Here is a 21,492-nt window from a genome sequence, read left to right as displayed (position 1 = left end):
GTTGACAGCAATTGATTATAGTTAGATGCTTTAAATATATATATTTATGGCATCACGGCAATAATTGTCGAGTACCTATGATTTAACTTTAATAATTAAGGAGGGAAGCGAAATGCCAAGAAAAGGTAATGTTCCAAAGAGAGAAATTTTACCAGATCCAATGTACGGAAGTAAGGTAGTAACAAAGTTAATAAACAATTTAATGTATGACGGAAAAAGAGGAAAATCACAGAGAATAGTATATGATGCATTTGCATTAATAGCGGAAAGAACTGGTGAGGACGCTCTAGAAGTATTCAGTAAGGCGATGGACAACATCATGCCTGTACTTGAAGTTAAGGCTAGAAGAGTCGGTGGTGCAAACTATCAGGTACCTATCGAAGTTAGAGCTGATAGAAGACAGACACTAGGACTAAGATGGTTAGTTAGATATACAAGAGCTAGAGGCGAAAAGGGAATGGTTGAGAAGCTTGCAAAGGAAATAATGGACGCAGCTAACAACACTGGAGCTTCAGTTAAAAAGAAAGAAGATACTCATAAGATGGCAGAAGCTAATAAGGCATTTGCTCACTATAGATGGTAAGCTTTTAACTTTCAATAAATGAAGGAGGAAAATAATGGCTAGACAGTTTCCATTGGAAAAAACTAGAAATATAGGAATCATGGCCCACATAGATGCAGGTAAGACAACAACTACTGAAAGAATTCTTTTCTATGCTGGTCGTACTCATAAAATAGGTGAAACTCATGACGGTGCATCTCAGATGGACTGGATGGATCAGGAAAAAGAAAGAGGTATCACAATTACTTCTGCGGCTACTACTTGTCAGTGGAATGGCCATAGAGTAAACATAATAGATACTCCAGGACACGTCGACTTCACAGTTGAAGTTGAAAGATCTCTTAGAGTTCTTGACGGTTCTGTTGCAGTTTTCTGTGCTAGATCAGGAGTTGAACCTCAGTCAGAAAATGTATGGAGACAGGCAGAAACTTACGGTGTTCCTAGAATAGCATTCGTAAACAAGATGGATAGACAGGGTGCTGACTTCCTAAATGTTGTTGAAATGATGAAGGAAAGACTAAAGGCTAATGCTGTTGCTATACAGTTACCAATAGGTGCAGAAGATAACTTCACAGGAATAGTTAACCTTATGACTATGAAGGCTCATATATACAAGAACGATGAAGGTACTGATATAGAAATAACTGATATACCAGCTGATATGGTAGATCAGGCTAATGAATATAGAGAAATCTTGGTTGAATCAGTTGCTGAAACTGACGAAGAACTAATGATGAAGTACCTAGAAGGTGAAGAAATAACAGAAGATGAATTAAAGGCAGGAATCAGAAAGGCTACAATAGCTTGTGAAATGAACCCAGTTCTATGCGGTACTGCATACAAGAACAAGGGTGTTCAGCTATTACTAGACGCTGTAATAGACTACCTACCAGCTCCTACAGATATAGAATCAATAAAGGGTGTTCTAGAAGATGGTGAAGAAAGTGAAAGACATGCATCAGATGATGAACCATTCTCAGCTCTTGCATTCAAGATCATGACTGACCCATTCGTTGGTAAGCTAGCATTCTTTAGAGTTTACTCAGGTAAGCTAGAATCTGGTTCTTATGTACTTAATGCTACAAAGAAGAAGAGAGAAAGAATTGGTCGTATCCTACAGATGCATGCCAATACAAGAGAAGAAATAAATGAAGTTTACGCAGGAGACATCGCTGCTGCAGTAGGTCTTAAGGATACTACTACAGGAGATTCACTTTGTGATCCAGCTAACCCAATAGTTCTTGAATCAATGGAATTCCCAGAACCAGTTATCTTCGTTGCTATTGAGCCATCATCAAAGGCAGCTCAGGAAAAGATGGGTGTAGCTCTTCAGAAGCTTGCAGAAGAAGACCCTACATTTACAGTTAGAACTGACGCTGAAACAGGACAGACAATAATCGGTGGTATGGGTGAGCTTCACCTAGAAATCATCGTTGACAGACTACTAAGAGAATTCAAGGTAGAAGCTAATGTTGGTGCTCCTCAGGTTGCATATAGAGAAACAATAACAGTTCCAGTAGACGTAGAATACAAGTATTCTAAGCAGTCAGGTGGTAGAGGTCAGTACGGTCACGTTAAGATCAGAGTTAACCCACTTGAACCAGGCGAAGGATATAAGTTCGAAAACAAGACTGTTGGTGGTTCAGTTCCTAAGGAATATGTTGGTCCAGTTGACCAGGGTATCCAGGGTGCTATGCAGTCAGGTATCGTAGCTGGTTATCCAGTAGTTGACGTCGGTGTTGAACTATATGATGGTTCTTACCACGAAGTCGATTCATCAGAAATGGCCTTCAAGATGGCAGCTTCTATGGCATTTAAGGACGCTATGAAGAAGGGTAACTCAGTTCTTCTTGAACCAGTATTCGCAGTTGAAGTTGTTACTCCAGAAGACTACATGGGTGATGTTATGGGTGACCTTAACTCAAGAAGAGGTATGATCCAGGGTATGGAAGCTAGAAACGGAGCACAGGTAATAAAGGCTCATGTTCCACTATCTGAAATGTTTGGATATTCAACAGACCTTAGATCTGCCACTCAGGGTAGAGCAACTTACACAATGATATTCAACCACTACTCACAGGTTCCAGCATCAGTTGCTAAGAAGCTAGTAGAAGGTAAGTAATATAAAAACAAGTATTCATTTTTGCAAAATTAGGTTGAGATTTTTCAACGAAACATTGAAATTTAAATGAAAAAGTGATATACTTATTAAAGATTTACAAGATTTTTGTAAAATAGGGGAACCTCGTGTTCCCCAGACAAAATAAACTATTATTTTTCTAACAGGGAGGAAATTTGAAATGGCAAAAGCTAAATTTGAAAGAAGTAAGCCACATGTTAATATCGGTACAATAGGTCACGTTGACCACGGTAAAACAACATTAACAGCAGCAATAACTAAGACTCTATTCAACAAGTATCAGTTAGGTGAAGCAGTAGACTTCGCTAACATAGATAAGGCACCAGAAGAAAGAGAAAGAGGTATCACAATCTCTACAGCTCACGTTGAATACGAAACTCCAGCTAGACACTACGCTCACGTTGACTGCCCAGGCCATGCCGATTATGTTAAGAACATGATCACTGGTGCTGCTCAGATGGACGGTGCTATACTAGTTGTTGCAGCTACTGACGGTCCAATGCCTCAGACTAGAGAACATATCCTTCTTTCTAGACAGGTTGGTGTTCCTTACATAGTTGTATTCCTAAACAAGTGTGATATGGTAGACGACGAAGAATTACTTGAACTAGTTGAAATGGAAGTTAGAGAACTTCTTAACGAATATGAATTCCCAGGAGATGATACTCCAATAGTAAGAGGTTCAGCTCTTATGGCTCTTGAAGATCCAAACTCTAAGTGGGGAGATCAGATAGTTGAATTCTTCAACCAGATAGACGAATATATACCAGCTCCAGAAAGAGCAGTTGACAAGCCATTCCTAATGCCAGTAGAAGACGTATTCTCAATCACTGGTAGAGGTACAGTTGCAACTGGTAGAGTTGAAAGAGGTGTTCTTAAGGTTTCTGATGAAGTTGAACTAGTTGGTTTAACAGAACAGCCAAGAAAGGTTGTAGTAACAGGAGTAGAAATGTTCAGAAAGTTACTAGATCAGGCAGAAGCTGGAGATAACATCGGTGCACTTCTAAGAGGTGTTCAGAGAGATGAAATCGAAAGAGGACAGGTTCTTGCTAAGCCAGGAACAGTTCATGCTCATACTAAGTTCACTGCAGAAATATACGTTCTTAAGAAAGAAGAAGGTGGTAGACATACTCCATTCTTCGATGGATACAGACCACAGTTCTACTTCAGAACAACTGACGTAACTGGTGAGTGTAAGCTACCAGAAGGTACAGAAATGGTTATGCCTGGTGACAACGTAACAATCGAAGTTGACCTAATCAACTCTATATGTGTTGAAGAAGGTTTAAGATTCGCCATCAGAGAAGGTGGTAGAACAGTAGCTTCTGGTGTTGTTGCTTCTATAATAGAATAATCTATACTTTAGAGTATAACTACAATACGAGATATAAAAGAGAATTCCTATTTGGGATTCTCTTTTTTTATGCAAAAAAGTCTAAGCTTAAGGCAGATAAATCACATGACAAAGAACCAGATTAAATAGAAAGAAATAAATAGGATTTATGATATAAGTAATTGTATGGTTAATGTTTTCCTGTTATACTATTATTAAGATAACAAATTTTAAAAATTGCTCAATATTAAATAAGTGAGCAGTAAAATATTAACTTTAGGAGGACATATGACAGTGGATGAAAGAAAAGAGGCATTGAGAAATAAGTATGGTTCTTCAAGGGATAATCAGACTCACAGAAGAGGAGTAGAGCCTGAGCTTAAGAGGCGTCCAGTAAGTGAGACTCCACCACCTAGAAGAGATTATTACGATGAATCAGAGGATGATGAATTTGATGAAGACGACTATAATAACTATAGGAGTCCTAGAAGCCAGATGGATTCTAAACAAAAGAAGATGCTTGCAGGAGGAATTATACTTGCTATTTTATTAGTTGTAGGCTCATTCTTTGGTTTTAGATTCTACAAGGTATACAGTGATGAAAAAAGAGCTAGTCAGGCCCTCGAACTTGGGGAATTTGATGAAGCTGAGAACCTATACTCAGACCTTTATAAGAGAACAGGTGACCAGAAGTATAAGAAACTTAGAGAAAGTGTACTGGTTAGTAAAGAAAACGACTCTATCATTGTTTCTGCCAAGAATTCAGCTGATGCAGGTGACTATGTAGAGGCGGTTAGACTGTATGCTAGCGTAAGCAGTGAAGATGTTAAGAACTATGAAAAGGCCCAAGCGGCTGCTAAAATAGCTCAGTCTAAGGCAATAGACATGATTAACAATTATGTAAGAGATGAAGACTTCACAACTGCTAGGTCCAATCTCGATAGCCTAAAGGCATCCATGCCAGATGACTCTAGATATGCTGGTTTAGAAACCAAGATAAGTGAAGGGGAAAAGAAAAAGAAGGTAGCTGAAAATAAGCCTAATGAAACTACAATTGTATACAAGACTCAGGGTATAGAGAGAATAGCAGATACAAGTAGGAAAAGAGCTGTCGAGGAATACAGCCAGTCCATAATAGGTACTAGTCAGTCTATAACATCAGGTGCTGCAAATGTTAGAACTGGTCCTAGCAAGAGTTCATCTATAATAACATCTATAGACAGGGGTTCTACTGTATATGTAGAAGATACATATGTAGAGAGTGCAGATAGGATTTGGTGTAAGGTATCTTTTGGTGGCACTGTAGGATGGATATCTTATAATACTATGAATTATTCAATCAGATAGGAGGTATATAATGGGAAGGTATTACGAAGAGGAGCCATATCAGGAAGATATATATCCTGAGGATGATCTAGGTCAAGAGTTTAGAAGGGTCAGCAAAGATGTAGTAAGAGTTGGTGGCAAGGCCATTAAAAGAGGTGCATCTAAGATGAAGTCAAGTGTTTCCGGTGTAAGTTCGGGAGGACTTTTAGTTGCTAAGATTTTAAAGGTTTTGGCAATCATCTCTATTGTAATAGGTGTTATCGGATTTTTTGGTATATTGTTTTCAAAACCGGATGCAAGTATGTTTGGTAATCGCATAGATAGTGGGCTTGGTGGAGCATTTTTCATGGTGGCTCTGATGTATTTATTGTTAGCCTTAGGCATTGCCCTAGGACTATTTGCTGCTGGATTTAGTTTGGAATACTTGTACTTTGCAAATGTTAGATTAGACAGACTAGCAAAGCTTACGGTTGATACTAATGAGATACTCTTCTATCAGAATGAAGTTTTAGAAAAAACAGATACTAGTAAGCAGTAGGATATTGAAGATGATAAATGCTATAAGCGACAAAGCCTATAGCTTTAAAAGGACTCCTGTTCTATTTGTATAGGTTTATCCAATCCTAATACAGGTAGATTGACAGGGGCCCTTTTTATTGCTTATGTTTTGATTGAATTTATGTTATAATTGTAAATATTGAAAGGAGGTTTACTAATGATAGATAGAGCTAAGCAAATTGAAGATTATATAGTTAAAATGAGAAGGTACTTCCACGAAAACCCAGAGTTAAGTGGTGAAGAGTACAATACACAAAAGGTCATTCTTGCTGAACTTGAAGGTCTTGGACTTGATATAGAGAAGGTTGGAAATACATCTATAATTGCAAGACTAAAGGGTTCTAAGCCAGGAAAGACTGTAGCCCTTAGGGCTGATATGGATGCTATTCCAATAATAGAGCAGTCAGATGTTGATTTTACTTCAAAGAACCAGGGAGTAATGCACGCCTGTGGTCATGATGCCCACAGTGCCATGCTATTAGGAGCTGCAAAGATTCTGACATCTATGAAGGACGACATAAAAGGAGAGGTTAGGTTCTTCTTCCAAGAAGGTGAAGAAAACTTCTCAGGAGCTAAGAAGATAGTAGCTGCAGGCGGTATGGATGGAGTAGATGGTGTATTTGGAATGCACGGTCTACCAGGTATAGATGTAGGATACGCAAATATCGAGCCAGGCTACAGACTTACAGGTTGTGATACTATATTTGTAAAGTTCGAGGGAGTATCAGGTCATGGATCAGCTCCACACCTAGCTAAGGATACTATACATCCGGCTTGTATGTTCGTTACTGATATCCAGTCCGTTGTTACAAAGAATGTTGACCCACAGGAGCCAGTTATCGTATCCGTTGGTCAGTTCCACGCAGGAACAAAGCCAAATATAATATCAAAGTATGCAGAAGTTGAAATGTCTATGAGATACTATGATCCAGAGGCTAGGGCTGCTATACATGAAGGTATAAAGAGACATGCCAAGTCTATAGCTGATGCATTTGAAATAAGCGTAGAGGTTGTTATAGAAGAATCTACCCCAAGTCTTAGAAATGACGAGGCTATGACAGAACTTGCTAAGGCTACTTGCGAGAAGGTAATGGGACCAGGAAAGAATGCTCCTATGAAGAGGGTCATGGCATCAGAGGATATGTCATATTACTTCCAGCATGCCAAGGGAGTATATATAAATATGGGTTATAGAAATCCAGAAAAGGGATGTATCTATTTCCCACACCATGAAAAGTTCAAGATAGATGAGGACTACATGAAGTACGGAACTGCCATGTTTGCCCAGTTTGCACTAGACTTTTTAGATAGTGATTTATAGGAAAAATTTAGAGGAGATGTAAGTGGAAGAAGGAGTTTTTAGAATATTATCGAGGACGTGGAGGAGTATTTATAGGAATAAATTTGATTACCTTATAAATGCATCCGTACTCCAGCTGATAATGACGAGTATAGGGACCTATCTCTTATCCGAAATATTCAACCTAGTCTTAGCCAGTTCTAGGCAAACAAATATAAATATGGATAATATAGGAGTACTGGTGAAAAATCCTGTTAGCCTTGTAATGGTAGCAGTATACCTTCTATTTTTTGCCCTTCTCATAACTATAGAATTTTCTGTTATGTGTATGATGGTATATGGGAAGCAAAATAATAAGTACTATTCTATTAAGTCTGCCCTACTAATAGCGAGCAAGAGGTTCAAGGGCTTGATAGGAGTTTCATTTATATTCTTTATAGGCTATCTACTGGTGACTATACCGACAGCAAATACAGGTATGATGTCGATATTGACAGAAAAATTATATATTCCAAAGTTTATAACTGACGAGATACTGAAGATGGGGTGGGGAAGGTTTTTTATACCGATGATTTCCCTAGTATTTATATATATTAACTTTAGGCTCATATTCTCTATACCTATTCTGCTTATAAAGGGTAAGGATTTTAGGACCTGTCTTTTTGAAAGCTGGAAATTGACACGTAAGAAAAAGTTGAAGTTGGCTACAACCATGGTCCTATTTGAAGTGCCACTCTCTTTGGCAAACTTGCTATTTTATGCAGGTATAGTAACAGTCCTATCTATGGTGGATCCCCAGGGAAAGGACCTGGTCAGTGAGGCTATATTTTTGAGTGCCACCAAGTTAGGCATATTCTTTTTCTTGGTTATGACTAAGATAGGTATACTTGAGATAATAATATCTATTATAAGTGGTGGCCAAGACCTATCAGAGGATATAGATACTATAAGTCAGGAAGAGAGGAAAAAGTCAAAACTCCTGATATCATCTCTTGTAGTGGTGTCGATATCATCTATAGTTGTAAATGGTTTTAGGTTGTCTTTGTGGGATATAAATAAGGATATGGAAACTATAGCCCACAGGGGATGTGTAGGTTATGGGGCAGAAAACTCCATAGAGGCCCTAGAAGGAGCCAAGAGGGTAGGTGTAGACTATGCTGAGATGGATGTTCAGATGACTAAGGACCATAAGTTTGTGGTTGTCCATGACTTTAACCTCAAGAGACTGACGGGTAAAAAACTCTACGTCAAAGATATGTACTATAAGGATATAGTTGGTATTAAAATAAGGGACCATGGATTCACTGGTAATATAGTTTCCTTTGAAAAATATGTTAAAAAGGCAAAAGAACTAAATATAAAGTTACTAGTTGAGTTGAAGCCCAACGGTGGAGAACCCAAGAATTACGCAGACTTATTTATAAAAGAGGTTGACAGGTTGGGTATAAGGAAAGAATATAAATATATGTCATTGTCAAAGTCTTTGATGGAAGAGATCAATAAGAAGGCCCCAGAAATGGAGACAGGTCATGTAATACCCCTTCAGATAGGTGGTTTTTCCGATGAAGACGTGGACTTCTTTGTCATAGAGGATTTTTCATATAGAAATAGGTATGTTGAAGAGGCTAAGTTGATGGGCAAGGATGTATATGTATGGACCATTAACGATGAAGGAAAGATGAACCAGTACCTACAAAGACCTGTTGATGGTATAATAACTGATGAAGCGAGTATTTTTTTGAATATAAAAAGAGATTATATGAAGAATAATACCTACTTTGATAGGCTAGCTAGGATAATAGAAGCAAGCTAAAAATATGTGAAAACGGATGGCAAGAGGCCGGTCCTAGAGTGATTGAAATTTCAAGAAAAATAATAAAAAATTAGATGAAAAACTTTAAAAAAAAGCTTGCATTATGCAGGCTTTTTTGTTAAAATAATCTAGTACGCTCACACAAGTGAGTAAGTTTTGGGTGGATAAACAAAAATCGATTAAGGAAATACGACACACCCGGAACAGTGTATCGGTGTTTTGATTTATCTGGCCAGGTAAATAAAATCAGAAGGAGGGACTAAAATGGCTAAGAATGAAAAGATAAGAATAAGATTAAAATCATATGATCATAAGTTATTAGACTACTCAGCTACTAAGATAGTTGAAGCTGCTAAAAAAGCAGGTTCTGTAGTTTCAGGTCCAATACCACTTCCAACAGAGAAGAAGGTTGTGACTATACTAAGAGCTGTACATAAGTACAAAGACTCTAGAGAACAGTTCGAAATAAGAACTCACAAGAGACTTATCGACATAGCTAATCCAACACCAAAGACAGTTGATTCATTAATGAAGCTTGACTTGCCAGCTGGTGTAGATATAGAAATCAAATTATAAGCCGCCTAAGATAGAAATATCTTAGAATGATTACCCAAGTTGGTAATCCGCTGTAAGAACTAGGAGGTAAATATGAAGGGAATTTTAGGAAAGAAAATAGGAATGACACAGGTATTCACTGAAGAAGGTCTTGTAATACCAGTGACAGTTGTAGAAGCTGGTCCAGTAGCAGTTACTCAGATAAAGACTCTTGAGAACGATGGATATGAAGCTATACAGGTTGGTTATGTTGATGCTAAGGAAAAGGCACTTAACAAGCCACAGAAGGGACATCTAGCTAAGGCTGGTGTACTTAAGAGACATCTAAAGGAATTTAGAGTTGACACAGTAGAAGGATATGAAGTTGGACAGGAAATAAAGGCTGACCTATTCACTGCTGGAGAAAAGATAGATGTTACAGGTATCTCAAAGGGTAAGGGATTCCAGGGACCAATAAAGAGACATGGACAGAGTAGAGGTCCAGAATCTCACGGTTCAAGATACCACAGAAGACCAGGTTCAATGGGTGCTTGTTCATATCCGGGTAGAGTATTTAAGAACAAGAAACTTGCAGGACACATGGGAAGTGTTAAGATTACAATTCAGAATCTAGAAGTAGTAAGAGTAGATGCTGAAAAGAATCTTTTATTAATAAAGGGTGCCATCCCAGGTGCTAAGGGATCTGTAGTAACTGTTAAGGCAGCTATTAAGGGTTCTAACTAATCACTAGAGGAAAGGAGGATTAACAAATGCCAAAGATTAATGTATTAAACGTATCAGGCCAGAATGTTGGTGAAATAGAATTAAACGATTCAATATTTGATATAGAAGTAAACGAACACGTTCTATACGAAGCTGTAAAGTGCCAGTTAGCTAATAAGAGACAGGGTACACAGTCTGCAAAGACTAGAGCTGAAGTTAGAGGTGGTGGTAGAAAGCCATGGAGACAGAAAGGTACTGGTAGAGCTAGACAGGGTTCTATAAGATCAGTACAGTGGGTAGGCGGTGGAGTTGCATTCGCACCAAAGCCAAGAGATTACTCTTACTCACTACCAAAGAAGGTTAGAAGACTTGCAATGAAGTCTGCTTTATCTTCAAAGGTACAGGATAAGGAAATAATAGTACTTGACGCACTTAGCTTAGAGGCTCCTAAGACTAAGGAAATAGTAAATCTATTCAAGAATGTAAACGCAGCAAAGAAGACTCTTGTTGTTACTGCAGAAAACGACGTAAACGTAGTTAAGTCAGTAAGAAACATAGAAGGAGCTAACGTAGCTCACGTAAGCACACTAAATGTTTACGATATACTAAACTGTGATTCATTCATAATAACAACAGACGCAGTTAAGAAAGTGGAGGAGGTGTACGCGTAATGACAAATCCACATGATATAATCATAAAGCCAGTCGTTACTGAACAGTCAATGGCTGAGATGGGTAATAAGAAATATACTTTTGTTGTTGCAAAGAGCGCCAACAAGACTGAAATAAAGAAAGCAGTAGAAAAGATTTTCGAAGTAAAGGTAGCAGCAGTAAATACGCTAAACTACGATGGAAAGACTAAGAGAATGGGAAGAACAGTTGGAAAGACTGCAAGCTTCAAGAAGGCTGTTGTTAAGTTAACAGCTGAAAGCAAGGATATTGAATTCTTCACAGGAATGTAATTCAGATAAAGGAGGAAATAAATAATGGCTATTAAAAAGTTTAAACCTACTTCTCCTGCCTTAAGACAGATGACAGTTTACAAGTCAGATGATATTACTACAGACAAGCCAGAAAGATCACTTCTTGTAAAGTTAAAGAAGAACGCTGGTAGAAACGTTCATGGTAAAATAACTGTACGTCATAAGGGTGGCGGAAATAAGAGAAAATATAGAATAATAGATTTCAAGAGAAATAAAGATGGAATACCTGCAAAGGTAGCAACTATAGAATACGATCCAAACAGAACAGCTAATATAGCTCTTCTAAACTATGCAGATGGTGAAAAGAGATATATACTAGCTCCTCAGGGATTAAAGGTTGGTACAGTAGTACTATCAGGTAAGGGTGCTGACATCAAGCCAGGTAACTGCCTTGAATTAAGAGACATGCCAGTAGGTACACTAGTACATAACATAGAGTTAAAGGCTGGAAAGGGTGGCCAGATAGTTAGATCTGCTGGAGCATCTGCACAGTTAATGGCTAAGGAAGGCGGAAGAGCACTTCTTAGATTACCATCAGGCGAAGTAAGATACGTTAAGGATAACTGTAGAGCAACTGTTGGACAGGTTGGTAACGTAGAATACGCTAACGAAGTAATCGGTAAGGCTGGTAGAAAGAGACACATGGGTATCAGACCTACAGTAAGAGGTTCTGTAATGAACCCTAATGACCATCCACACGGTGGTGGTGAAGGTAGATCTCCAATCGGTAGACCATCACCAGTTACTCCATGGGGTAAACCAGCTCTTGGATACAAGACTAGAAAGAAAAACAAGGCTTCTAATAAGCAGATAGTATCTAGAAGAACTAAGTAATAGATTTAATTTACTCAGGAAGGAGGATTATTAATGTCAAGATCAACAAAGAAGGGACCTTTTGTCCATGCAGGATTATTTAAAAAGGTTGAAGCGATGAACGCTAGCGGAAATAAAGAAGTAATTAAGACTTGGTCAAGAACTTCAACAATATTCCCACAGTTTGTAGAACATACAATAGCAGTTCACGATGGAAGAAGACATATACCAGTATATATCACAGAAGATATGGTTGGACATAAATTAGGAGAATTCGTTCCTACAAGAACTTTTAGAGGTCACAAGGACGATGAAAAATCTTCAAAGAGAAAATAACTAATTGAAGGTGAAAGGAGGAATAAGAATGGAAGCAAAGGCTACAGCTAAATACGTTCGTGTATCATCTAGAAAAGCTGGACAGATATGCGACTTAGTTAGAGGAAAGAACGTGAATGAAGCATTAGCAATACTTAAGTTTACACCAAGATACGCATCTGAAATAGTTGCAAAGGTAGTAAAGTCTGCTGCTGCAAATGCTGAAAACAACCACGAAATGGACGCAGATAAATTATACATATCACATATAGTTGCAAACCAGGGACCTACAATGAAGAGATTCATGCCTAGAGCACAGGGTAGAGCAACAGCAATCAGAAAAAGAACATCTCACATAGAGGTAGTTGTTAAGGAAAGAGAAAATTAATAAGAAGGAGGGACACAAATGGGTCAGAAGGTAAATCCACACGGCTTAAGAGTTGGTGTAATTAAAGATTGGGACTCAAGATGGTTCGCTAACGATAAAAAAGAGTTCGGCGCTTTCATCAAGGAAGATAATGTTCTTAGAAAGCATTTAAAGAAAGAATTATACTCAGCAGGACTTGCTAAGATAGAAATAGAAAGATCAGCTAACAAAGTAAAGATGGACTTACATGTTGCAAAGCCAGGTGTTGTAATAGGTAAGGGAGGAGCTGGAATCGAAGCTCTAAAGAAAGAATTAGAAAAGATGACTGGTAAGACAGTTATACTTAATATAATCGAAGTAAGAAACATAGACAGAGATGCTCAGCTAGTTGCTGAAAACATAGCACAGGCAATAGAAAGAAGAATTGCTTTCAGAAGAGCTATGAAGCAGGCAGTTGGTAGAACAATGAAGTCTGGTGCTAAGGGTATCAAGGTTAGTGCTTCTGGTAGACTAGGTGGAGCTGAAATGGCTAGAACTGAAGGATATTCAGAAGGAAACGTACCTCTACAGACATTAAGATCTGATATAGAGTACGGATTTGCTGAAGCAAACACTACTTATGGTAAGATAGGTATCAAGGTTTGGATCTGTAACGGTGAAATCCTTCCAGGCAGAAATCTTTCAACTGAAAGAGAAGAAAAGAGAGCCGAAATGAGAAATGGAAGAGATAACAAGAGAAACGGCAGAGGAAACGACAGAAGAGGAAACAGAAATAACGACAGAAAAGGTAACAATAGAGGTCCTAGAGCTTCAAAAAGAGAAGCAAAGCAGGACTAATTAGTTCGGAAGGAGGAAACAACTCATGTTAATGCCAAAGAGAGTAAAGCGTCGTAGAGTACACAGAGGAAGCTTAGCTGGTAAGGCAAATAAAGGTAATAAAGTAACTTACGGAGAGTTTGGACTTGTTGCCCTAGAGCCTTCATGGATAACTTCTAACCAGATAGAAGCAGCCAGAATCGCGATGACAAGATATATCAAAAGAGGTGGTCAGGTTTGGATCAAAATCTTCCCACACAAGCCAATAACAAGAAAGCCTGCAGAAACTCGTATGGGTGCTGGTAAGGGTTCTCCAGAATATTGGGTAGCAATAGTAAAGCCAGGTAGAGTAATGTTTGAACTTGCAGGAGTTTCAGAAGAAAAGGCAAGAGAAGCTATGAGACTTGCAGCTCATAAGTTACCTATCAAGTGTAAGTTTGTTAAGAAAGAAGATTTAGAGAAGGTAGGTGAATAGGATGAAAGCTAAAGAATTAAGAAATTTAACAAGTGAAGAGTTGCTAGCAAAGTTAGACGAATTCAAGAGTGAATTATTTAGCTTAAGATTCCAATTAGCTACTGGTCAGTTACAGAATACAGCTAGAATAAAGACTGTTAGAAGAGACATAGCAAAGGTTAAGACTGTTCTTGCAGAAAGAAAGTTAAACGAAGCTAGAGCTTAATATTGGAAAAAGGAGGCTTTATAGACATGGAAGAAAGAAACAGAAGAAAAGTTAGAGTTGGCCGTGTTGTTAGCGATAAGATGGACAAGACAATAGTTGTTGCTTGTGAAGACTTCGTTAGACACCCACTTTACAATAAGCGTGTAAAGAGAACAAAGAAGTACAAGGCTCATGATGAAATGAATGTGTGCAACATTGGAGATAGAGTAAGAATAATGGAAACTAGACCTTTATCAAAAGACAAGAGATTCAGACTTGTTGAAGTAGTTGAAAAGGTAAAATAGTTTTACAAGAAGGAGGAATTGCGATGATACAGCAGGAATCACGTTTAAAAGTAGCTGATAATTCAGGTGCTAGAGAACTATTATGCATACGTGTTCTTGGCGGAAGTAAGAGAAAGTACGCTAACGTAGGTGATGTAATAGTTGCAACAGTTAAAAGTGCAACACCAGGCGGAGTTGTAAAAAAAGGTAAAGTAGTAAAAGCTGTTGTAGTTAGAAGCAAGCAGGGTATGAGACGTAACGATGGTAGCTATATTTCATTTGATGAAAATGCTGCAGTTATTATAAAGGACGATAAGACACCAGTAGGTACTCGTATATTTGGACCTGTTGCGAGAGAGTTAAGAGATGCAGACTTCATGAAGATCGTATCACTTGCTCCAGAAGTACTATAATTAGAGGAGGTGCAATAGACAAATGATGCGTGTAAAGAAAGGCGACACTGTAGTAGTTATAGCAGGTAAGGACAAAGGTAAGAAGGGTCTAGTACTAAGCGTAGATGCTAAGAACGATAAGGTTCTAGTTGAAGGAATAAACGTTGTAACTAAGCACAACAAGCCATCTGCTACAAACCAGCAGGGTGGAATAACAACAAAGGAAGCTCCTATACATATATCAAATGTTATGCCATTTGATGCAGAAGCAGGAGTTGGCGTTAGAGTTAGATACGAAGTTAAAGACGGAAAGAAAGTTAGAGTATCTGCTAAGAGCGGTAAAGAATTATAGAAATAACTAGACGAAAGGAGGACATGTAATGGCTTCAAGATTACAGGAAAGATACAATAAAGAAGTTGCTCCAGCACTAATGGAGAAATTCGGATATAAGAATATAATGGAAATACCTAAGCTTGATAAGATAGTAATAAACATGGGAGCTGGCGATTCTAAGGATAACGCTAAGGCCCTAGAAAAAGCTATCGAAGAGCTAGAAAAGATAGCTGGTCAGAAACCAGTAACAACAAGGGCAAGAAAATCAGTAGCAAACTTTAAGTTAAGAGAAGGTATGCCAATAGGAGCAAAAGTTACACTAAGAGGTGACAAGATGTTCTATTTCATGGATAAATTAGTTTCAGTATCTCTACCAAGAGTTAGAGACTTCAGAGGTGTTAACCCTAATTCATTCGACGGAAGAGGTAACTATGCACTAGGAGTTAAGGAACAGCTTATATTCCCAGAAATAGTTTACGATCAGGTTGATAAGGTTAGAGGTATGGACATAATCTTCGTAACAACAGCTAAGACTGACGAAGAAGCTCGTGAACTAATAAAGTTATTAGGAATGCCATTTTCTAAGTAGGTAAAGGAGGAATTCACGTGGCTAGAAAAGCGATGATAGTAAAGCAGCAGAAAAAGCAGAAATATAAGACAAGAGAATACACAAGATGCACAATATGTGGTAGACCACATTCAGTACTAAAGGATTTCGGAATTTGCCGTATATGCTTTAGAGAACTAGCATACAAGGGTGAAATACCTGGTGTAAGAAAGTCAAGTTGGTAAGATTAAGATAAATCGGAAGGAGGTTTTATTATGACAATGACAGATCCAATCGCAGATATGCTGACAAGAGTTAGAAATGCTAACACTGTAAAGCATGAAACTGTTGATGTTCCGGCTTCTAATATAAAGAAAGAAATAGCTAGAATACTTCTTGAAGAAGGATTCATTAGAGGTTATGACGTAATCGAAGATGGTAAGCAGGGAATAATAAGAATACAGCTTAAGTATGCACAGGAAGGTGAAAGAGTAATCTCAGGATTAAAGAGAATCTCTAAGCCGGGAATGAGAATATATGCATCAGCAGCTGATGTACCAAAGGTATTGAACGGACTAGGTATTGCAATGATATCTACATCAAACGGTATATTAACTGACAAGCAGGCAAGAGAAAATAACGTAGGTGGAGAAGTAATCTGCTACGTTTGGTAATTATTTCGTAGAGTAAGGAGGTGTAATAATGTCAAGAATAGGTTTAAAGCCAATCGTGATACCTGCAGGCGTTGAAGTAACTATAGGTGAAGGAAACGTAGTAACTGTAAAGGGTCCGAAGGGAACATTAACAAATACATTCAGTCAGGATATGGCTATAAAGAAGGAAGAAAATACAGTAGTAGTTGAAAGACCTACTGATAACAAGAAGCATAAGAGTCTTCACGGTCTTACAAGAACACTTATAAACAACATGGTAATAGGTGTGTCTGAAGGATACGAAAAGAAGCTAGAAGTAAAGGGTGTTGGATATAGAGCTGCAAAGCAGGGTAAGACACTTGTTATGAACTTAGGTTTCTCACATCCAGTAGAAATGGAAGATCCAGAAGGTATAACTGTTGAAGTACCAAACCAGTTTGAAATAATCGTAAAGGGTATAGACAAGCAGAAGGTTGGAAATTACGCTTCTAAGATTAGAGCATGGAGAAAGCCAGAGCCATACAAGGGCAAGGGTCTTAAGTATGCTGATGAAGTTATCATCCGTAAGGAAGGTAAAACTGGTAAGAAGTAATAATTAACGAAAGGAGTGAGTACTTTGTTCAAGAAAATCGATAAGAACGCAAACAGAGTTGCTAGACATAAGAGAGTAAGAAAGAAAGTAACAGGAACAGCTGAAAGACCAAGACTTTGTGTATTCAGAAGTTCAAAGAATATATACGCTCAGATAATAGATGATGCTAACAGAGTTACACTTGTATCTGCTTCTTCACTAGATGAAGCAATCAAGGGTGCAGTATCATACACAGGAAATAAAGAAGCTGCTAGAAAAGTTGGAGAATTAGTAGCAAAGAAAGCCGCTGAAAAGGGTATAACAGAAGTTGTATTCGACAGAGGTGGATACATTTATCACGGTAGAGTTTTAGAGCTAGCTGAAGGCGCAAGAGAAGCTGGTCTTAAGTTCTAATTAATAAAGGAGGAAGAATATGCTACATAGTAAACCTATAGATGCAACTCAATTCGATTTAGAAGAGAGAGTAATAGAAGTTAGACGTGTTACTAAGGTTGTAAAAGGTGGTAGAAACTTCAGATTTGCAGCACTAGTTGTAGTTGGAGATTCAAACGGACACGTTGGTATCGGATCAGGAAAAGCAATGGAAGTTCCAGATGCTATAAAGAAGGCTGTTGAAGATGCAAAGAAGAACCTAATAGTAGTACCAAGAGTTGGAACTACAGTACCACACGAAGTTGTTGGTCACTTTGGTGCAGGTAACATCCTTATAATGCCTGCTAAGGAAGGTACAGGAGTCCTAGCTGGTGGTCCAGTCAGAGCCGTACTAGAACTTGCTGGAGTAATGGACGTTAGAGCTAAGTCAACTGGTTCAAACAACCCAAGAAACATGGTAAACGCAACAATAGCAGGACTAAAGAGTCTTAAGACTGCAGAATCAATTGCAAGATTAAGAGGTAAAAAAGTAGAAGAACTGCTTGGATAATAAATAGGAGGTTTCACAATGTCTAAGATACAGATAAAGTTAGTTAGAAGCGTTATAGGAACTACTCCTAATCAGAGAAAGAACGTTGAAGCTCTTGGATTAAAGAAGAGAGAATCAGTAGTAGTAAAGGAAGATAACGCTCAGATAAGAGGAATGATAAACAAGGTTAGTCACCTTGTTGAAGTAACTGAGATAGCAGAATAATAGAAATAGAAAGAGAAGGAGGTGCGACATAATGAAGTTACATGAGTTAAAACCTGCCAAGGGAGCTGTTAAAGCGAAGAGAAGACTAGGTAGAGGTACTGCGACTGGTCAGGGTAAGACATCTGGTCGTGGACAGAAGGGCCAGTGGTCAAGATCAGGCGGAGGAGTTAGAGTAGGATTCGAAGGTGGACAGATGCCACTTGCAAGAAGACTGCCTAAGAGAGGTTTCACTAACATATTCAAGAAAGAATACACAGAAGTCAACGTTGAAACTCTTAACAAGTTTGAAGCTGGAACAGAAATCACAGCAGAATTCTTAAAGCAGAATAAGACAATAGCTAAGATTGAAAAGGACGGACTTAAGATTTTAGGTAATGGTGCTATAGATAAGGCTCTTACAGTTAAGGCTGCAAAGTTTACTGCATCAGCTAAGGAAAAGATTACAGCTGCTGGTGGAACAGTAGAAGAAGTTTAATCATTTCTAATGATGTGGAGGTGATTGGATTATGTTAAACAAATTTAAGCAGGCATTACAGATAAAAGATATAAGAAAGAAACTAGTATTTACTTTCTTGATGATTATAGTGTTTAGGATGGGTACAACAATTCCAGTACCTGGTATAGATACATCTATAATCAAAAACATGGTTGCTAATAACTCATTACTAGGGTTATACAACATGTTTTCTGGAGGAGCATTCAGTAACTTTACTATATTTGCTCTAGGTATTGGTCCTTACATCACAGCATCAATCATTATTCAGCTTCTTACAGCAGGTTTCGAGAGTTTGAAAGAACTACAGAAGTCTGGTGAAGAAGGTAAAAAGAAAATAAATAAATACACTAGATTTACAGCGTTAGGTCTTGCAGTTATACAGGCAATAGGTATAACATTAGGTATTGTTAGAAGAGCCCTAAAGGTAAACAGTCCATTCTTTATATTCACTGTTATCATTACATTGGTAGCTGCCAGTATGATGGTAATGTGGCTTGGAGATAGGATTACTGAAAAGGGACTTGGAAACGGAAGTTCTGTTTTAATATTTGTTGGTATCATATCAAGGACACCAATAGATATAATAGCAATATCACAGAAGACTTCACAGGGAATCATAAAGTGGCCAGCGATAGCAGTTCTTGTTGTGGTTATATTGATTACAATAACGGGTGTTACATTCATCAATGAGTCTACTAGAAAGATTCCAGTACAGTATGCAAAGAGGGTTGTCGGAAGAAAAATGTACGGTGGAGATTCATCTCATATACCTATGAAGGTTAACCAGTCAGGTGTTATGCCTATCATATTCGCGAGTTCAATACTTGCGCTTCCACAGACTGTAGCTCTTCTTGGTGGACCTAAGATGCAGGCTATTGTAAATAATCTATTCAATATGTCAACAGATAGAGGATTTTGGACATATAGATCTATAGAAATAGTGCTTATAGTACTGTTCTCATACTTTTATAATACAATATCATTCAATACTGAAGACATAGCAAAGAATATGAAAAATAGTGGTGGATTTATACCGGGAATAAGACCGGGTAATCCAACTGAAACGTATTTAAATGGCATACTTTCAAAGCTAACTATCGTGGGAGCTGCCTTCCTAGGCATCATGGCCATGGTTCCAGCCCTAATAACTCACTATATGCAGATACCTATGAACCTTGGTGGTACATCACTACTAATCGTTGTTGGTGTTGCACTTGAGTTAAAGAGACAGTTAGAATCAAATCTTGTAATGAAAAATTATCAAGGTTTCTTAAAATAATTTTGGAGATGATAAATATGAGAATAATTTTACTTGGACCTCCTGGTGCAGGTAAGGGTACACAGGCTGCCAACATAGTAGACAGCTACAAGATACCACACATATCAACAGGAGATATTTTTAGAAAGAACATTAAAGAAGGAACAGAGCTTGGTAAGAAGGCTCAGGAATACATCAACAATGGACAGCTAGTTCCAGACGAGCTAACATGCGGTTTGGTAGCATCAAGGCTTTCAGAAGAAGATTGTAAGGACGGATTTATGTTGGATGGTTTCCCTAGAAATATTTTTCAGGCAGAATACCTAGACAAATATCTATCTGAAAACGGCATAGGCTTAGATAAAGTGGTAAACATTGAAGTTGATCCTAAACTACTAGTTGAGAGAGCTTGTGGAAGAAGAATTTGTAAGACATGTGGAGCTACATTCCATGTTAAATTCAATCCAAGTAAGCAGGAAGGTGTTTGTGATGTTTGTTCAAACGCTCTTACTCAGAGACCGGATGACAACGAAGAAACAGTTTCTAATAGAATAAATGTTTATTTATCTGAAACAAAACCACTTGTTAGCTACTATACTGAAAAGGGCATAATAGCTGATATAGATGGTGCTCAGGACATAAATAAGGTTTTTGAAGATATTAAAGCTGCATTGGCTTAGTTAAAACCGAAGGCTCTTTAAGATTTGTATTTACCACCAATTGCAAAAGGATGTGGGATTTGAATCGGGCCCTGTTTGAAGACAATTGGTTTACCGTGGAAGTAATCACTTTTACGGTAATAAAAAGAGGAGCATTATGATGGCTTCACAAACCGAACGGGAGGTGTGTTATGCTATCAAGTGATTTAAATGTAGGTCAGTTAGTCATAGCTTCTTGCGGAAGAGACCAGGGACAGGCATTTTTCATATCCAAGATTGTGGATGAAAAATACGTCTTGATCGTAAACGGTAAGAGCAGGAAGCTGGACAAACCAAAACTAAAAAAGATAAAGCATTTGAATATAAGCAACTTTATTGATGAGGAAGTTAGGCAATCATTGCTTAAAAACGATAAAATAACAGATTCTTATTTAAGGGCAAAGTTGTATGAGTTAAAGTAGATACTTAACTTGTGAAATGGAGGTTTGGTTAATTAATGGCCAAAAAAGATGTAATAGAACTAGAAGGTACAGTTTCAGAAACTCTACCTAATGCAATGTTTAAAGTTAAATTAGAAAATGGTCACGAAGTATTGTGCCATATTTCTGGAAAGCTAAGAATGAACTTCATAAGGATTCTCGAAGGCGATAAGGTGAATATAGAGCTTTCCCCTTATGATCTTACGAGAGGAAGAATAACTTGGCGTAAGAAGTAGACTATTTATTAGTCTGAGGAGGGATAAATAATGAAGGTTAGACCATCTGTAAAACCAATATGCGAAAAGTGCAAGGTTATAAAGAGAAAAGGTAAAGTAATGGTAATATGCGAAAACCCAAAGCATAAGCAGAAGCAGGGTTAAGCAGTTACGGTATATAGATATTAGATATACTAAGTAAACGTAGGAGGTGCG

General features: G+C 37.9%; 33 protein-coding genes. All 33 read left to right on the top strand.

Translation table 11 applies throughout. The annotated features are described in order from the left end of the window. Positions 1–112: 112 nt before the first annotated feature. Complete coding sequence (rpsG, locus tag F823_RS0103580) at positions 113–583, top strand: 30S ribosomal protein S7 (protein WP_002844185.1); 471 nt, start codon at positions 113–115, stop codon at positions 581–583. Positions 584–617: 34 nt separating this feature from the next. Continuing rightward, complete coding sequence (gene fusA / locus F823_RS0103575) at positions 618–2,684, top strand: elongation factor G (RefSeq protein WP_002844198.1); 2,067 nt, start codon at positions 618–620, stop codon at positions 2,682–2,684. A gap of 178 nt (positions 2,685–2,862) precedes the next feature. Then, on the top strand, positions 2,863–4,056 hold the full coding sequence (gene tuf, locus F823_RS0103570; protein WP_002844214.1) for an elongation factor Tu: 1,194 nt from the start codon (positions 2,863–2,865) through the stop codon (positions 4,054–4,056). Positions 4,057–4,323: 267 nt separating this feature from the next. Next, on the top strand, positions 4,324–5,382 hold the full coding sequence (locus F823_RS0103565) for a tetratricopeptide repeat protein (RefSeq protein ID WP_019595387.1): 1,059 nt from the start codon (positions 4,324–4,326) through the stop codon (positions 5,380–5,382). A 10-nt stretch (positions 5,383–5,392) separates the two neighbouring features. Next, positions 5,393–5,899 carry a hypothetical protein gene (locus tag F823_RS0103560; RefSeq protein WP_002845993.1) on the top strand — a complete coding sequence of 169 codons (507 nt, stop codon included), beginning with the start codon at positions 5,393–5,395 and terminating at the stop codon, positions 5,897–5,899. Between the two features lie 177 nt (positions 5,900–6,076). Continuing rightward, a complete protein-coding gene (locus F823_RS0103555; protein ID WP_019595386.1) occupies positions 6,077–7,240 on the top strand; it encodes a M20 metallopeptidase family protein in 1,164 nt (387 codons plus the stop codon). Between the two features lie 22 nt (positions 7,241–7,262). Further along, complete coding sequence (locus tag F823_RS0103550) at positions 7,263–9,032, top strand: glycerophosphodiester phosphodiesterase (protein WP_002845996.1); 1,770 nt, start codon at positions 7,263–7,265, stop codon at positions 9,030–9,032. Positions 9,033–9,296: 264 nt separating this feature from the next. Further along, positions 9,297–9,608: a 30S ribosomal protein S10 gene (gene rpsJ / locus F823_RS0103545; protein ID WP_002844239.1), complete on the top strand. Its 312-nt coding sequence runs from the start codon at positions 9,297–9,299 to the stop codon at positions 9,606–9,608. A gap of 72 nt (positions 9,609–9,680) precedes the next feature. After that, the gene (gene rplC / locus F823_RS0103540) at positions 9,681–10,310 is read left to right on the top strand and encodes a 50S ribosomal protein L3 (RefSeq protein WP_002844235.1); all 630 of its coding nucleotides are present in this window, start codon (positions 9,681–9,683) and stop codon (positions 10,308–10,310) included. A gap of 26 nt (positions 10,311–10,336) precedes the next feature. Then, a complete protein-coding gene (gene rplD, locus F823_RS0103535; protein WP_002844246.1) occupies positions 10,337–10,960 on the top strand; it encodes a 50S ribosomal protein L4 in 624 nt (207 codons plus the stop codon). Then, positions 10,960–11,250, top strand: coding sequence for a 50S ribosomal protein L23 (gene rplW, locus F823_RS0103530; protein ID WP_002844170.1), 291 nt, complete (start codon positions 10,960–10,962; stop codon positions 11,248–11,250). Before rplD ends, rplW begins: the two co-directional genes overlap by 1 nt. 24 nt (positions 11,251–11,274) lie before the next feature. Continuing rightward, a complete protein-coding gene (rplB, locus tag F823_RS0103525) occupies positions 11,275–12,105 on the top strand; it encodes a 50S ribosomal protein L2 (RefSeq protein ID WP_002844183.1) in 831 nt (276 codons plus the stop codon). A gap of 33 nt (positions 12,106–12,138) precedes the next feature. Next, complete coding sequence (gene rpsS, locus F823_RS0103520) at positions 12,139–12,420, top strand: 30S ribosomal protein S19 (RefSeq protein WP_002844234.1); 282 nt, start codon at positions 12,139–12,141, stop codon at positions 12,418–12,420. Positions 12,421–12,448: 28 nt separating this feature from the next. After that, positions 12,449–12,787, top strand: a complete 339-nt coding sequence (gene rplV, locus F823_RS0103515; protein WP_019595385.1) for a 50S ribosomal protein L22 — start codon at positions 12,449–12,451, stop codon at positions 12,785–12,787. A gap of 18 nt (positions 12,788–12,805) precedes the next feature. Beyond that, complete coding sequence (gene rpsC / locus F823_RS0103510) at positions 12,806–13,603, top strand: 30S ribosomal protein S3 (RefSeq protein WP_002844172.1); 798 nt, start codon at positions 12,806–12,808, stop codon at positions 13,601–13,603. Between the two features lie 25 nt (positions 13,604–13,628). Continuing rightward, the gene (gene rplP, locus F823_RS0103505; RefSeq protein ID WP_002844193.1) at positions 13,629–14,057 is read left to right on the top strand and encodes a 50S ribosomal protein L16; all 429 of its coding nucleotides are present in this window, start codon (positions 13,629–13,631) and stop codon (positions 14,055–14,057) included. A gap of 1 nt (position 14,058) precedes the next feature. After that, on the top strand, positions 14,059–14,262 hold the full coding sequence (gene rpmC, locus F823_RS0103500; protein ID WP_002844189.1) for a 50S ribosomal protein L29: 204 nt from the start codon (positions 14,059–14,061) through the stop codon (positions 14,260–14,262). A 26-nt stretch (positions 14,263–14,288) separates the two neighbouring features. Continuing rightward, positions 14,289–14,546: a 30S ribosomal protein S17 gene (gene rpsQ, locus F823_RS0103495; protein ID WP_002844202.1), complete on the top strand. Its 258-nt coding sequence runs from the start codon at positions 14,289–14,291 to the stop codon at positions 14,544–14,546. Between the two features lie 23 nt (positions 14,547–14,569). Next, complete coding sequence (gene rplN / locus F823_RS0103490) at positions 14,570–14,938, top strand: 50S ribosomal protein L14 (protein ID WP_002844210.1); 369 nt, start codon at positions 14,570–14,572, stop codon at positions 14,936–14,938. Between the two features lie 25 nt (positions 14,939–14,963). Further along, on the top strand, positions 14,964–15,269 hold the full coding sequence (gene rplX / locus F823_RS0103485; RefSeq protein ID WP_026333326.1) for a 50S ribosomal protein L24: 306 nt from the start codon (positions 14,964–14,966) through the stop codon (positions 15,267–15,269). A gap of 28 nt (positions 15,270–15,297) precedes the next feature. After that, positions 15,298–15,840 carry a 50S ribosomal protein L5 gene (rplE, locus tag F823_RS0103480; protein WP_002844238.1) on the top strand — a complete coding sequence of 181 codons (543 nt, stop codon included), beginning with the start codon at positions 15,298–15,300 and terminating at the stop codon, positions 15,838–15,840. A gap of 17 nt (positions 15,841–15,857) precedes the next feature. Then, on the top strand, positions 15,858–16,043 hold the full coding sequence (locus tag F823_RS0103475) for a type Z 30S ribosomal protein S14 (RefSeq protein WP_002844233.1): 186 nt from the start codon (positions 15,858–15,860) through the stop codon (positions 16,041–16,043). Between the two features lie 30 nt (positions 16,044–16,073). Next, positions 16,074–16,472 (top strand): 30S ribosomal protein S8, encoded by a 399-nt coding sequence (gene rpsH / locus F823_RS0103470; RefSeq protein WP_002844225.1) that lies wholly within the window; start codon positions 16,074–16,076, stop codon positions 16,470–16,472. Between the two features lie 28 nt (positions 16,473–16,500). Next, complete coding sequence (gene rplF / locus F823_RS0103465; protein WP_002844197.1) at positions 16,501–17,043, top strand: 50S ribosomal protein L6; 543 nt, start codon at positions 16,501–16,503, stop codon at positions 17,041–17,043. A 24-nt stretch (positions 17,044–17,067) separates the two neighbouring features. Next, entirely contained in the window at positions 17,068–17,436 is a 369-nt protein-coding gene (gene rplR / locus F823_RS0103460) for a 50S ribosomal protein L18 (RefSeq protein ID WP_002844194.1), read from the top strand. A gap of 19 nt (positions 17,437–17,455) precedes the next feature. Next, positions 17,456–17,965, top strand: a complete 510-nt coding sequence (gene rpsE / locus F823_RS0103455) for a 30S ribosomal protein S5 (protein ID WP_002844240.1) — start codon at positions 17,456–17,458, stop codon at positions 17,963–17,965. Positions 17,966–17,983: 18 nt separating this feature from the next. Then, entirely contained in the window at positions 17,984–18,169 is a 186-nt protein-coding gene (rpmD, locus tag F823_RS0103450) for a 50S ribosomal protein L30 (RefSeq protein WP_002844211.1), read from the top strand. Between the two features lie 31 nt (positions 18,170–18,200). Continuing rightward, entirely contained in the window at positions 18,201–18,644 is a 444-nt protein-coding gene (gene rplO / locus F823_RS0103445) for a 50S ribosomal protein L15 (protein ID WP_002844181.1), read from the top strand. Between the two features lie 31 nt (positions 18,645–18,675). Beyond that, complete coding sequence (secY, locus tag F823_RS0103440; protein ID WP_002844191.1) at positions 18,676–19,944, top strand: preprotein translocase subunit SecY; 1,269 nt, start codon at positions 18,676–18,678, stop codon at positions 19,942–19,944. Between the two features lie 17 nt (positions 19,945–19,961). Then, entirely contained in the window at positions 19,962–20,603 is a 642-nt protein-coding gene (locus tag F823_RS0103435) for an adenylate kinase (RefSeq protein ID WP_002844174.1), read from the top strand. A gap of 170 nt (positions 20,604–20,773) precedes the next feature. After that, complete coding sequence (locus tag F823_RS0103430; RefSeq protein WP_002844222.1) at positions 20,774–21,043, top strand: KOW domain-containing RNA-binding protein; 270 nt, start codon at positions 20,774–20,776, stop codon at positions 21,041–21,043. A 35-nt stretch (positions 21,044–21,078) separates the two neighbouring features. Then, a complete protein-coding gene (infA, locus tag F823_RS0103425; RefSeq protein WP_002844171.1) occupies positions 21,079–21,297 on the top strand; it encodes a translation initiation factor IF-1 in 219 nt (72 codons plus the stop codon). Between the two features lie 30 nt (positions 21,298–21,327). Continuing rightward, positions 21,328–21,441, top strand: a complete 114-nt coding sequence (gene rpmJ / locus F823_RS0103420) for a 50S ribosomal protein L36 (protein WP_002509257.1) — start codon at positions 21,328–21,330, stop codon at positions 21,439–21,441. Positions 21,442–21,492: the final 51 nt, after the last annotated feature.

This window comes from Peptostreptococcus anaerobius VPI 4330 = DSM 2949 (assembly GCF_000381525.1).
Taxonomy (GTDB): Bacteria; Bacillota; Clostridia; order Peptostreptococcales; family Peptostreptococcaceae; genus Peptostreptococcus; species Peptostreptococcus anaerobius.
This window is presented reverse-complemented; position numbering and strand designations above follow the sequence as displayed.